Source organism: Streptococcus sp. IMAU 99161, from assembly GCF_014435245.1.
Classification (GTDB): Bacteria; Bacillota; Bacilli; order Lactobacillales; family Streptococcaceae; genus Streptococcus; species Streptococcus lactarius.
In genome coordinates, this window is the sequence record NZ_JAAPAW010000006.1 from 250865 (window position 1) to 263784 (window position 12920).

Sequence of the window (12920 nt, forward strand, 5' to 3'; positions counted from 1 at the left end):
TAATTGGGTTAATTTGCGCCTGCTTCTAACATTTCGACATAATCGATAGCGACACAAAGTGAGATGACTAAATCAGCGTATTCATCCTCATAAACCGATACTTGGTACGTTGAGGTAAGGTGAAAGAGTTCTTTGCTAATCTCAGCAACAATTTGATCCCGATCATCCAACAATTTGAAATCCAGGTCCCAGATATTTCCTTGAACCCGCAGTCCCAAATCTTCAATATCGTATTTGTCTCTCAAAAGCGTAAGCTTTTTAGTGATAAAAAAGCGATCCCCATTTTTTAAGCTAACCTCAAATTTTGAAAGAAGTGTGAATGGCTTTTTCGTGATCTGGCTGACTTCTTGCCCCTCGTTATCATAGATGGTAAAGGTTTTAGGAACTTTAAAAAAGGATCCCTCAACCTGGTATTCGACATTTCCTAACTCATTCTTGATATCGAAGCGTTCGCCACCCAATCGAAATTTTTGTTTCACTTGATAGATTCTCATTTTCTATCTCCTTTGAAAAGACGCTAACAGGCATGCATAAACAAAAGACAAGCCACCAAACGAAGGGCGAAAAACCGCGGTACCACCTTCATTCAATGAACTTGTCATTCTTCATTTTTTATTTCAATTGTATCAATTGAGTAGCAAAATCATTTCTCTTCCATGGCTCGCACCACCGCCACTTCTCTGTTTCCGATAACCAATGATTTATTCTCAACTATTTATTATACAGGTTCAATAAAGAACCGTCAACTATTTTTTAGAGGATGAAGAGCTGCTATCGCTCGTTTGGACACCGATATTTTGCAAATATTGGTTAAAGGTTGACTTGAAGGCATCATCTTTGACCTTGATATTGGCATCGGTCATCGCTTTGGCAATAATGCTACGGATGAAGTTAGTATCTTGCTTACGACCTTCGACAATGATTTCTTTCAAGCGTTTTTCGTATTTCTTCCAATCAGAACCTTTTTCAGTCTTCTTGTTTAATTTCACAATATAGTAGCTAGCAGAATAGTTTTGTCCTGCTGATACGGTGATCACATCTGAAATGCCGTTTTCATCCAACTTAAAGGCTGCTTCTTTGACTTGAGATGGGATATCTGCCGTTCCTGAATCAAACTTGACTTCTCCACCTTTGTCTTTTGTAGCAGTATCTGTTGAATTTTCTTTGGCGATTTGAGCAAAGTTTGCACCTTCAGCTTTAGCCGCTTCCAATACTTCTTTTGCTTTGTCTTCTGAATCCAATTTGATAACTTGTGCTGTTACTTCAGGTGTGTAAGATTCAAAGGCTGTCTTGTAGTCTGAATCCTTGAGATCCTTCTTCGCAGCTTGGTTGACTGCGTATTCCAACAACATATTGCTACGGATTTGTTTCTTGGCTGTTTCTTCCGTCAAGCCTTGTTGCGCCAAGTATGCATCAAATTGGTTGCCCAATTGTTTCTTTTGCTTGTCAAATTCTTTGTTGACATCTTTATCAGAAACTTTTGATCCATATTCTTTTTCAAAGACCTTATTGATGGTCATTTGGAAAAGGACTTGTTGGGCTCCTTGATTTGATTTCATTTCATCATAGAAATCAGAAACTGTAATCGTGTCCCCTTTCATGGTCACGATATCTTTGTTTGTGCCATTGGCACATGCTGCTAGTGTTACGACTGATAGCAAGGTCACAGCACCTGCTACAAGTTTTTTCTTCATGAAATTTCTCCGTTCCTTTTTTAAACTTCTTCTATTTTACCACAAATTAGAGAGAATACCTTAAATTTACCTAAAATGAGCCAGGCTCTGGCAAGGTAACTGTCTCTGCATTTTTTCGGATCATTAAGATGCCGTCACCAAGCGGCACCAAGCTAGCGGTTAAATCCGGATGATTGAGAGTTGCATCAAAGAGGTTCTGCAGACCTCGATAGATGGTTCGTTGTCCACGACGGACTTCCATGATGTCTTTGGCAACATCTCCCCCTTGGAAAATATCATCTAGCACCACGATACCTCCAACTTCTAGAAGCTCTAGGATCCGTGGCAAAAAGACGATGTATTTAGACTTGGCTGAGTCCATAAAGACAAAGTCATAGGTCTCTGTTAAATCTTGTAAGACATCCACCGCATCTCCCTCTAGCAAGGTGATTTGCTTTCTCTGATCAAATTTAGCCAGATTTTCCTTGGCAAAACCGATCATTTCCTCGTTTCGATCAATGGTGGTAATTTGCGCATTGGGGGCATTTTCCGCCATCAAGAGGGCCGAAAACCCAATGGCCGTCCCAATTTCAAGGATTTTCTTTGGTTGTAGGCTTTGCAGAAGCAGTCGAAAGTAAGCGACCGTCTCCTGCGGAATGATAGGAATATTTTCCTTGCGCGCAAACTCTTCTAATTCCTTGAGGGCACCAGCTACCGGCTTTTGACGCTTCCGCATAAAGTCGACAATCTCATCCTTGACCACTGGCCGACGCATATTGTGGTTGGCATTTTTACTATAAGACTCCACCATCTTATGCAAGTCCTAATTTTTCTACAAGGGCTTCAAATTCATTTAGGCGACGTTCAAAGACCGCAAAAGCTGCGTCCAAGTAGTCTTCTTTTTCCATATCCACACCTGCTTTGCGGATGACATTAAGTGGATAATCAGAGTTTCCAGCTTTCAGGTAATTGATATATTTATCACGGTCTTCTTGGGTTCCATGAACAATTTTTTCAGCTAGAGCTGAAGCTGCCGCAAAACCAGTTGAATATTGGAAAACGTAGTAGTTATAGTAGAAATGAGGAATGCGAGCCCATTCATATTGGATCTCAGGGTTGTCTTCTTTTGAAAGACCATAGTATTTCTCATTGAGATCTGCATAAAGGTTGTTCAAGAACTCACTCGTTAAAACAGTCCCTTCTTGGTCAGCCTTATGAATCGCATGCTCAAATTCAGCGAACTGAGTTTGACGGAAGACGGTTCCACGGAAACCATCTAGGAAATGGTTGAGGATGGCAAAGCGGGTTTGATCATCTTCTACTTCTTCCAAGAGACGTTCTGTCAAGATATTTTCATTGGTCGTAGAGGCAATTTCAGCAAGGAAAATAGAGTAGTCCCCATAGACATAGGGTTGATTTTCACGGGTATAGCTCGAATGCATACTGTGACCAGTTTCGTGCACCAAGGTAAAGAGATTATCCAGTGTATCTTGCCAGTTCAACAACATGAAGGCATTGGTATCATAAGAACCACCTGAGTAGGCACCTGAGCGTTTTCCTTGGTTAACATGTACATCAATCCACCGTTCACTAAAGGCCCGTTTGACACGAGACAAATAATCCTCACCTAAAACAGCCAAGACTTCTTCTGCTTTTGCCAAGGATTCTTCATAGCTAAACTTGTAGTCTGTATCTGATAATGGGGTATACATATCGTACATTTTCAAGTCAGAGATACCAAGAATTTTAGAACGCAACTGAATATAACGTTGCAAGAGTGGCAAATGTTTGTTGACAGCGACTACCAAGCGTTCATAAACGCTTTCTGGCACAAAGTTTTCAGAAAGGGCTGCTTCACGAGCAGAAGAGAATTTACGCACTTTGGCATTGAAGTTATGAACTTTTACATTGGTTTGTAAGGTCTTGGCATACGTGTGTTGGTATTGTTCATAGACCTTATAGAGTCCTTCATAGGCTTCTTTACGGACCGCACGATCTTTTGATTCAACCAAAGAAATGTAATTGCCATGAGTCAATTGCACTTCTTCACCCTTGTCATTATGCACGGTTGGAAATACAATATCTGCATTGTCTAGGATTTCAAAGGTTTCGCCACCAGATGCAAAGATTTCTCCCGCTCCAGCAAGTAACTCTTCTTCTTTGTGAGACAAGACATGTTCTTTTTTCTCAAGTAAGCAATCAAAATAATGACCATATTGTTCCAAGGCTGGAACTTCATTTACAAAATCCTTGTACTGCTCATCAGTAATAGCCATGAATTCAGGCTCATAGAAGGCAAAGGTTTCCCCTAATAAACTATAGAGTGCCATCCCTTTTGATTGGTATTCTTGGTATTTGGCAACCCGTGTATCTTGGTCATTTTTCATATGGGCATAGACATAGACCTTCTCCAACCGGCGGCTCAATTCCAAATAAGCTTCAGTGGTCTCTAACAGGTTTTGTGCCGAATCCAATAAATGACCAGCATAGTGGCTGGCTGCTTTCATATCCGCAGCTAAGCTACTTGCTTCATCTTCCCAAGCTTGATCTGTCGAAAAAATCGTCGACAAATCCCACTGGTATTTTTCATCAATTTCATTACGTTGTTTTACCATTTCAATTCATCCTCCAAAGTACTATTTTAGCATAAAAATAGTGTTTGGTGGGGAATTCCAACACAGAAAATTATCTTTTCTACCGCCTATAAAAGCAGGGAGAATAAAGAGTTTGGACTGGCTTGATTCCTTGCTCCTTGTAATAAGTGAGAAATTGCTGGTAATAATCTTTGAGATCGACCTCAATCTGAATCAAATGGTCTGAAACAATGGGACGACACATAGGATAAAAATAATCTAGATCTTTCTCAAGTAAATGGTGTCCCTGCAAATAGAGTTGCTCCTGTAACTTCATCCACCTTGGCTGACGGTAGAATAGTTGCTGCCTTACGTAAGATAAAAAATGCCGATCCAACTCTACTGGTAGTTGCTGCAAGGGTTGCTTTAGATAAGGTGCCCGTAGCATTTCAAGCAAGTGCCCTTTCCCAAAAGAAAATACTTCTGTTTTATAATGCAGTCGTCCCCGTAAATCCTCATGAATGAGGTACTGCAACCGAACTTCTTTCTTTGCAAGATCCAATTCCCAAAGATGAAATCCACGATTCTGACTAAAATAAAGAAAACCAGCTTGTAAGTTGCTCAGTCTTTCCTTGAGCCACAGCTTTTTTCCCAGCAACCAATAAACCTGATAACCGTGGGCTCGATATGCATCACTTCTCTCTTTTAATCGTTCCAAAGATAAGGGACTGCACTGCACCTCCAAAGCCAACTTCTTGTCCACAACCAAAAGATCCGCAATTTGCTGAAACTCTGGCAAATAATATTCGACTTCTGTTCTTGCTTCCTTGGATCCCCAGTCATAAAGACTGGCTTTTAATTCCAGGTGTTCCATGCTCTCAGCTTCATGATGGTAGGGACACTGTTGTAATTCTACATGGGCAAAATGAGCCCGTAACACTGAGCCGTTTTTCAATCGCACTTCACTCTGACAAGCTAAGCAATAAAAGGGCCCTGCTGCCACAGGTGGAATCTCCTCCATACAATTCCACCGCTCTTGATGTTTATCCATCGCTATAAACATTTCCTCACCTCCTCACTTATACCATTCGAAAAAAATAAGAAAAAGGCTGGAAATTTCCAACCTTTCTTCACATTATTCGTCAGAATCTGAGTCTGAATCGTCACTAGAATCATCTGCAACAGGAGATTTGCTTAATTCTTTTTTCAAATCTTCCATTTGTTTTCGAGAATCTTCCAACTGTTTTTTCGCATCTATTATGATATCGATCAAATCTTCACGGTCTTCTTTGGGAACGACAGTACTATCTGAACCAATGTTTTCCAATGCTTCGTTAAAGACTTCTTTTTGATTTTCCATTTCTTGTTTCAAAGCGCTAACTGTTGCATCATAGCTCTCTTTATCAGTACCTGTCACAGAAATACCTGCTTCTTCCGTAAGAGAAACCGTTTGATCCATTAATTTTGCAAACAACTTTTTGAAGTCGCCAACTGTCTTTGCCTTACTGATGTCATCATCTGTCACAACACTTGAAGCAGATCCTTCTTCAGAATCTGTTACCGTGTTCTTACTTTTTGAAGTGCCAGAAGACTTACTGGTGACTTTTGAGGTTGTTTGACTATTGGAAGTTTCCTTCTTTGTTTCTTGCTTGTTTGAACAAACAGCAAGTGTGACAAGAGTCAAAAGTGCGGCAGTCGATAAGATCATTTTTTCATAAAATGGTCTCCTTTAATTTTGATATTTATTATTGTAACAAGAAATACTTTGACTGTCAAATTAATCGCTGGTTCTTACTAATAGTAAAATAGTTAGACCAAACACTGTAGCATCCGCCATTCTGTCCAACTGCTAGTTGAATCCGTATCCTCCTCTATCGTGTTTTATTCGACAGTCCCACTAAATAGACTACGGACCTTCCCTTGGGGCATTTTTAAGGCAAAACTCAGAAGAAAGGCAAGGCCAACAACACCTGCTAAAAAGAAGCTCATGAGTTGGTAGCCACCTACTTCAATAAAGTGGGCTGCTATCGGTTGTAAGAGGATTGTTCCCAGATACCTAGCTCCTTGCACAATGGCCATAGCAAGAACCAAATCTTTCCCATTTACTTGTTGGGCAATAAAACGCAAGGATACCATAATCAAGACCATGCCCGTCGTATGCTTGGCTAACAGAGTTATCAGGACCTTTAAAAGGATAGGGCTTGGGAGAGCATAGATCGTATATTGAGCACATAAAATTCCTATCGGAAGAGCAATTAAAACGCGGAGGGGCCAGTGATCCATAAACCGATCAGAGAAAAAGATCAAAGGGGCTTCAACGACAACCGAGATAGCTACGACTGTTGCAGCTGTCTGTACAGAGAGCCCATTATCCATCAAGAGGTTTTGAATATAGGTATGACCAATGTTTCCAACTCCTGAAGCAAGACCAATCAAAATAATAAAGAAGAGATAAGGTCTATTGTTCAACAGGGGACGAAGAGAAACGGGTTCTTTTACTTTTTCTTCTCTTTTCTCACTATTCCCCATACGGACTGCACTTAAACAGAAAATACTCACAACAATGGTCAGCAACACCGTATAATAGACCGCTTGAGGGCTAAACTGATGATAAATCCAGCCAGCGATTTGTACACCAAGGGAGTAACCAATCGTGCCCCATACACGTATCTTTCCAAAAGCGTAGGCACTTTGCGTCGCAAAGACTTCCATCATAGGGGCAGTCCCATTTAAACAGACCAGAACGATCCCATAAAAGACGGTCAGCCAAAAGAGATTGGGAGCCCAAAGAAAGCCTAAAACTCCACCAAGAATGGCACTCAGACTGAGGGTCGTCATTTTTACGATTCCAAACCGCTCATTGATATAGCCAAAGCATGGTTGAGCGATCATGGATAAGAAAAAGGCAACCGAAACCAAGGTAGAGACTTGACTGGCATTATAGTGTTTTCCCATCAAGTAGACCGAAATCAAGGTCGTAAAAAGGGAGGTAGACATGAAATAAAAACTATAGAGCAGCAAATAAGCTGCATAGGAATTACGAAATTTTTTCATTAGAATCCTTTTCTACATCAGTATGGATGAAACAATGACAAAACCCAACTGAGTAGCAGTTGAGTTTCTATCTATTCTTTATTGTAGCGCCGTTGGGTATCTCTTGTGCGTCTCTCACGACTTTGTTTTTCAACGAAGAGAATGACTACCAGAATCACAATGGGGATCAAAATCAGGAAGTGGTCCAACGAAAGCCATTTTGTTTTTTTAGAGGCCGTATTCTTCCCACTGGCTGTTTCTTTGACCAGTTCTGGCTTGGCACCTTCCACTACCTTCATATCATCTCGGATACTTTCAGACAAGGTATAGAGATCATTATCCACCGTTAAATACCCATCTTTTACTGCAAGTGTCGGCTCCTTGGCTCCTTTTTTCACGGTCGCATAAAATGGTTTTTCGAGCGTATAAGTCTTGCCATCAATCTGATGGACACCTGCATCTAACAGTTTTTTATAGACAAATTCTTTATAAGCTTTTTCGATCAACGCATTGCCAAATGGATGACGGTAGTATTCCCCATCTTGGTCTGCCCAATCCCCTACTCCCATAATCACAGCAATTAAACGTTGATCACCCCGTTTAATCGTTGCGATGTAGTTAAAGGCTCCACGAGGGCTCGATCCGGTTTTTAAACCATCCACCCCTTTCAGGGCATACTTCGCCCCTGGTAATGAATAATTATAGGTATCAAAGGTCTCCTCATAAGGAGTCCCTTTTTTAACCGTGACCTGGGCTTGATTAGTATAAGTTAAAATATCTGGGTATTCATGAATAAAATGATAGACCAAAATTCCCAAATCACGCGCCGTTGTTTGGTTGGCCGCATCATTCGGATAAGTGCCTACCTGATAGTATCCTTGCAAGGTTGAAATAGCTGCCCCGCTTGGGTTATTCCAGACCGTATTGGTCATGCCTAATTCCTTGGCTTTGGCATTCATACGATCAATGAAAGCATCCGGATCGTTATTGGATAGGAGATTGGCCAACATAAGCGTCGACACGTTAGACGATGGAACCACCGTCATCGTGATCAATTCAGGAATCGTATAATCAACTCCAGCAACAATATTATTGTTGGAGATTTCATAAATCTTTCCAATAGCTTGGTCTGATGCTGTTGCTGTGACCACCGCGTCCTTACTGATCTTGCCCTTGGCCATATCTTCAAACAAGAGATAAAGCGTCATAAGCTTACTCATGCTGGCAGGATCTCTAACTTCATCGATATTATCTTTCCAGAGAATATTTCCCGTGTTACCATCAATAATAAGTGAGGAATGCGGACGATTGATCGCTTGTACATGGTCGTTTGGATACATTTTTTGCGCCATATCCACCAATTCATCCGCACTCACTATTACTGGCTGGCATACCATACACAGAAGGAGGCAAATAGGGATTAAATATTTCTTGATCATAAACTTTTCCTTCTCTAAGACTCATCAGCATAAGCTCCTTCACCTTGTCTCCCAGTAGCTGAAAAGAGCACGCTTCAATCAATTCTTACTTGTATTGTATCATACTTTGAAGTATTAAAAAACCTATCACCCCTGAAAAATCAGCGATAGGTCCCGTCATTTAACGACTTAACAAGCTCAAGGCTTCCTTATCTGCAATAATCGTCACATCAGGATGACCTTGAAGGGCACTAGCTGGCACTTCTTCAGACTTTTCTCCTTCTACCGTACCTTTGATCGCTCGTGCTTTTGATTCCCCATAGGCAAATAGGATAATCGATTTTGCGGCTAAGATATTGGCTATCCCCATTGAAATAGCTTGTGTTGGTACATCTTCGATCTTATCAAAAAAGCGAGAATTGGCTTCAATTGTTGAAGCATCCAACTGGACTAAGTGGGTCTGACTATTAAAAGGAGTTCCTGGCTCATTAAAACCGATATGCCCATTGCGTCCAATCCCTAAGATCTGAAGATCTACCGGATGTTCTTGCAGGATTTGATTGTAGCTTTTAACTTCCTGATCGGCTGTTTCTTCTACACCTGATGGGAGATAGCTTTCTTTGAACGGTTTGGCATCAAAGAGATTTTTCTCCATGAAATAACGATACGATTGAGGATCATCTCCTGTTAGACCTACATACTCATCGAGATTGACACTGGTTAGATTGGAAAGGTTCAAATCACTCTCACGAATTTGTTTATAAAATTCAAGGGGACTACTTCCAGTCGCAAGGCCCAGTGTTTTCGCACCCTTCTGTATGGTTTCTTTTAAGATGTCAAAGGCAACTTTTCCACCTTCGATTTGGTCTGTAACTTCTATAATTTTCATCAGAGAGACCTCCTGTTTTTCTTTACTTTCATTATATGGTATAGACCAATTTTTGTCAAGTGAAACCGCTATCTTTTCTAGTCATTTTTTTATTTTCAACTCAATTCGTGTTATAATGAAGAGTATGATTGTAGACGTATTATTGATTATTTTTTTGATCGGACTGCTTGTTTTTCTTTTATCTTTTTTGATTCATGAAAGAAAGATTCTCAAGACGCTGGTCTTTTTGATTGGAAGTTGCCTCATGCTTTTATCTTTGGGAACTGCCATTTACCTACTCACAGCATTATTATAAAAGGAGCGCAAATGAACACAAACGATTTTGATTTTGATTTGCCTGAAGAACTCATTGCCCAAACCCCACTTGAAAAACGTGATGCCTCGAGACTTTTGATTCTAGATCGAAAAACAGGTCAATTTCAAGATCGGCATTTCGATGCGATTTTGGATGAATTAGAACCAGGAGATGCCCTCGTCATGAACAATACACGCGTGCTTCCAGCTCGTCTTCATGGAGTCAAACCGGAAACAGGTGGTCACGTTGAATTCCTTCTCTTGAAAAATACACAAGATGACTGTTGGGAAGTTTTGGCAAAACCTGCCAAACGATTAAAAGTGGGGGCGACCGTAAGCTTTGGAGATGGTCGCTTAACGGCAACTGTAGAAGAAGAATTGGAGCACGGAGGCCGCATTGTTCACTTCCACTACCAAGGAATCTTCTTAGAAGTTTTAGAAAGCCTTGGCGAAATGCCACTTCCTCCCTATATTCACGAAAAGCTTGCCGACCGCGAACGCTACCAAACTGTTTACGCCAAAGAAAATGGTTCAGCTGCTGCCCCAACAGCAGGTCTTCATTTCACTAAGGAATTGCTCCAAAAAATAGAAGCTAAAGGCGTTCATCTGGTCTACTTGACTCTTCACGTCGGATTAGGGACCTTCCGTCCAGTGTCAGTGGACAATCTCGAAGACCATGAAATGCACTCAGAATTTTACCAACTTTCGGAAGAGGCCGCCGCTACTCTTCGTCAAGTAAAAGCTGCCGGAAAACGCATTGTAGCTGTCGGGACGACTTCTATCCGAACACTTGAAACGATTGGGAATAAATTTAATGGAGATATTCAAGCTGATTCAGGATGGACCAATATCTTCATTAAGCCGGGTTATGAATGGAAAGTGGTCGATGCGTTTTCAACCAACTTCCACCTTCCAAAATCGACTCTGGTTATGTTGGTCTCTGCCTTTGCTGGACGTGAATTAACCCTGGAAGCCTATCACCACGCCATTCAAGAACGTTACCGTTTCTTCAGCTTTGGGGACGCCATGTTTATTAAGTAAAGGAGATCGTATGAATAAAATTGAAAGTCGCCACCGCTTGATTCGTTCCATCATTTCTGAGCGTAGAATTCATACCCAGCAAGAACTTCAAGAAGCTCTTGAAGCCAACGGCATTATCGTAACCCAATCAACCCTTTCACGAGATGTCAAATCTCTCAACTTGTTAAAAATCAATGAAGGAAATACTTCCTACTATACCATGAACACCATTGCACCTTCCCGTTGGGAAAAACGCCTGCGGATGTACATGGAAGATGCCTTGATTATGCTGAGGCCTGTACAAAATCAAGTTGTGGTAAAAACATTGCCCGGACTTGCCCAATCATTCGGAGCAATCTTAGATGCCTTGGAATTGTCCCAAATCGTAGCCACCATCTGTGGGGATGACGTCTGTTTGGTCATTTGCGAAGACAACCAAGGAGCTTTGGATTGCTTTGAAAAATTAAAAGAATTCACTCCCCCCTTCTTCTTTAGTAAATAAAAAGAGAGTGGGACAGAAATCGGTCATTCGTTAGAATTCGATTTCGTCGTCCCACCTCCGCACAGTTGAGTAAGGCTGTAAAAGCTGATGAAATCAGCGTAGTAGAGTCCACTCAACCACTGCGTCTTGCTCGACAATCCAAAGACAATTGAGAGGCTAGGACTTTTGTCCCGGCCTCTTTTTTATGTTGTTGCTAAGCGCTGAATAGCTTCTCGATAGATTTCCATCGCAGCGTAAAGATCTTCAATTTTTGCTCGTTCATTAGCCTGGTGCTCGGTCTGTTCTGCACCTGGGAATAGTGCTCCGAAAGCAACACAGTTTTCCATCGTACGAGCAAATGTCGCACCGCCTGAAGACATGGCTGGCGTCCTATCCCCAGTTTCTTCCTGGTAGACAGCCATCAAAGAGCTGACTAAAGGACTGTCTAACGGAACATATAAAGGAGCTAAATAGTCAAATTCTTCATACTCCAACTGATAGCTAGCCGCAATTTCTTGCAGACAAGCCACTAAAGCCTCCTTGTCTGCTAGGACTGGAATCCGAATATCAATCCCGATTTCGGATTGCTCTTGATCGATGACAAGGGTTGCAAGGTTAAAGGAAAGATCCCCACTTGGTTCATCTTTAATTTCACCAAAGAGGGCAGCTCCTGTCGCGTCTTCTCCAACAGCATCTGCAATAAAGAGCAAGGCTGGATGGGGCTGAATCAGAGATAGGCTTTCTGCTAAACCAACAATGGCATTGACTCCTTCAGCTGCATCTTTAGAATGCTTGGACACCCCCATAACTGTTACCGAATGGTCTGTTTGACTATATTGAACTCCACTTTGCTCCAAAACAGGGAGCAATTCTTCTATCCGATGACCAGCATAGGTTGCCTTATCTGGGACGACGTTGAGAGCTTGACCAGCCTGTAAAGGAAGATCATCCCAACCTGGACCACGCAGTTTCACTTGTAACAAACCTTTTTCAGCATAGGTTAATGGAAAAGAGGAATCCGGTGCAAAGCCTAGATCTGCTTGTTCTTCAATTTGGTTGTAGCGATTCATACATCGCCACAAGGTTTCCTCATCTGTCCCAAAGATAAACCGAATCCGTTTGGTAAACTGGACACCTTCATCCAACAAACTCTTGACTGCATAAAGAGCAGCAAGGGATGGCCCCTTATCATCTTGTACCCCTCGACCTACTATATAGTCACCGACAATAGTCGCTTCAAAAGGGGGCGTTTGCCAATCTTTTAAATCACCGGCTGGAACAACATCCAAGTGACAAAGAACGGCCAGGAGTTCTTCCCCCTGACCGATCTCTGCATATCCATAGTATCCTTCAGGATCTACATATGTTTGAAAACCTAGTTCTCGAGCAAGCTCTAAGGTTTTTTCTAGGACATCTTGGATAGCTTGTCCAAACGGTGTTCCATTTTCCCCTTCGTTTAAAACCGAAGGATAAGAAATGATGGTTTGAAGAGAGTCTAAAAACTGCTCTTTCACATCGTCCTTTATTCTTTTCTTCATG

At 41.5% G+C, this 12920-nt stretch carries 12 protein-coding genes; 2 read left to right on the forward strand and 10 right to left on the reverse strand.

Annotated features, from left to right (window positions below):
- Window positions 1–8: 8 nt before the first annotated feature.
- From HA044_RS03520 to HA044_RS03560, 9 genes are all read right to left on the reverse strand, one after another.
- On the reverse strand, window positions 9–494 hold the full coding sequence (locus tag HA044_RS03520) for an LURP-one-related/scramblase family protein (RefSeq protein WP_187539336.1): 486 nt from the start codon (window positions 492–494) through the stop codon (window positions 9–11).
- Between the two features lie 252 nt (window positions 495–746).
- Window positions 747–1694: a peptidylprolyl isomerase PrsA gene (gene prsA / locus HA044_RS03525; RefSeq protein WP_187539338.1), complete on the reverse strand. Its 948-nt coding sequence runs from the start codon at window positions 1692–1694 to the stop codon at window positions 747–749.
- Window positions 1695–1764: 70 nt separating this feature from the next.
- On the reverse strand, window positions 1765–2484 hold the full coding sequence (locus HA044_RS03530; RefSeq protein ID WP_187539340.1) for an O-methyltransferase: 720 nt from the start codon (window positions 2482–2484) through the stop codon (window positions 1765–1767).
- A 1-nt stretch (window position 2485) separates the two neighbouring features.
- Window positions 2486–4288 (reverse strand): oligoendopeptidase F, encoded by a 1803-nt coding sequence (gene pepF / locus HA044_RS03535; protein ID WP_187539343.1) that lies wholly within the window; start codon window positions 4286–4288, stop codon window positions 2486–2488.
- A gap of 79 nt (window positions 4289–4367) precedes the next feature.
- Window positions 4368–5309, reverse strand: coding sequence for a competence protein CoiA (locus HA044_RS03540; RefSeq protein ID WP_187539345.1), 942 nt, complete (start codon window positions 5307–5309; stop codon window positions 4368–4370).
- Between the two features lie 72 nt (window positions 5310–5381).
- Entirely contained in the window at window positions 5382–5954 is a 573-nt protein-coding gene (locus HA044_RS03545) for a hypothetical protein (protein ID WP_187539347.1), read from the reverse strand.
- Window positions 5955–6127: 173 nt separating this feature from the next.
- Window positions 6128–7300, reverse strand: coding sequence for an MFS transporter (locus HA044_RS03550; RefSeq protein WP_187539349.1), 1173 nt, complete (start codon window positions 7298–7300; stop codon window positions 6128–6130).
- Between the two features lie 71 nt (window positions 7301–7371).
- Window positions 7372–8718: a DUF1958 domain-containing protein gene (locus HA044_RS03555; protein WP_187539351.1), complete on the reverse strand. Its 1347-nt coding sequence runs from the start codon at window positions 8716–8718 to the stop codon at window positions 7372–7374.
- A 160-nt stretch (window positions 8719–8878) separates the two neighbouring features.
- Window positions 8879–9586 carry a glucosamine-6-phosphate deaminase gene (locus HA044_RS03560; protein WP_187539353.1) on the reverse strand — a complete coding sequence of 236 codons (708 nt, stop codon included), beginning with the start codon at window positions 9584–9586 and terminating at the stop codon, window positions 8879–8881.
- A gap of 306 nt (window positions 9587–9892) precedes the next feature.
- Here HA044_RS03560 and queA point away from each other — a divergent pair, with 306 nt between their 5' ends.
- Window positions 9893–10921 (forward strand): tRNA preQ1(34) S-adenosylmethionine ribosyltransferase-isomerase QueA, encoded by a 1029-nt coding sequence (gene queA, locus HA044_RS03565; protein ID WP_187539355.1) that lies wholly within the window; start codon window positions 9893–9895, stop codon window positions 10919–10921.
- Window positions 10922–10931: 10 nt separating this feature from the next.
- Window positions 10932–11402: an arginine repressor gene (locus HA044_RS03570; RefSeq protein WP_187539357.1), complete on the forward strand. Its 471-nt coding sequence runs from the start codon at window positions 10932–10934 to the stop codon at window positions 11400–11402.
- 182 nt (window positions 11403–11584) lie between these two features.
- On the opposite strand, the gene HA044_RS03575 is transcribed toward HA044_RS03570, so the two are convergent.
- Window positions 11585–12919, reverse strand: a complete 1335-nt coding sequence (locus tag HA044_RS03575; protein WP_187539359.1) for a dipeptidase — start codon at window positions 12917–12919, stop codon at window positions 11585–11587.
- Window position 12920 lies beyond the last annotated feature (1 nt).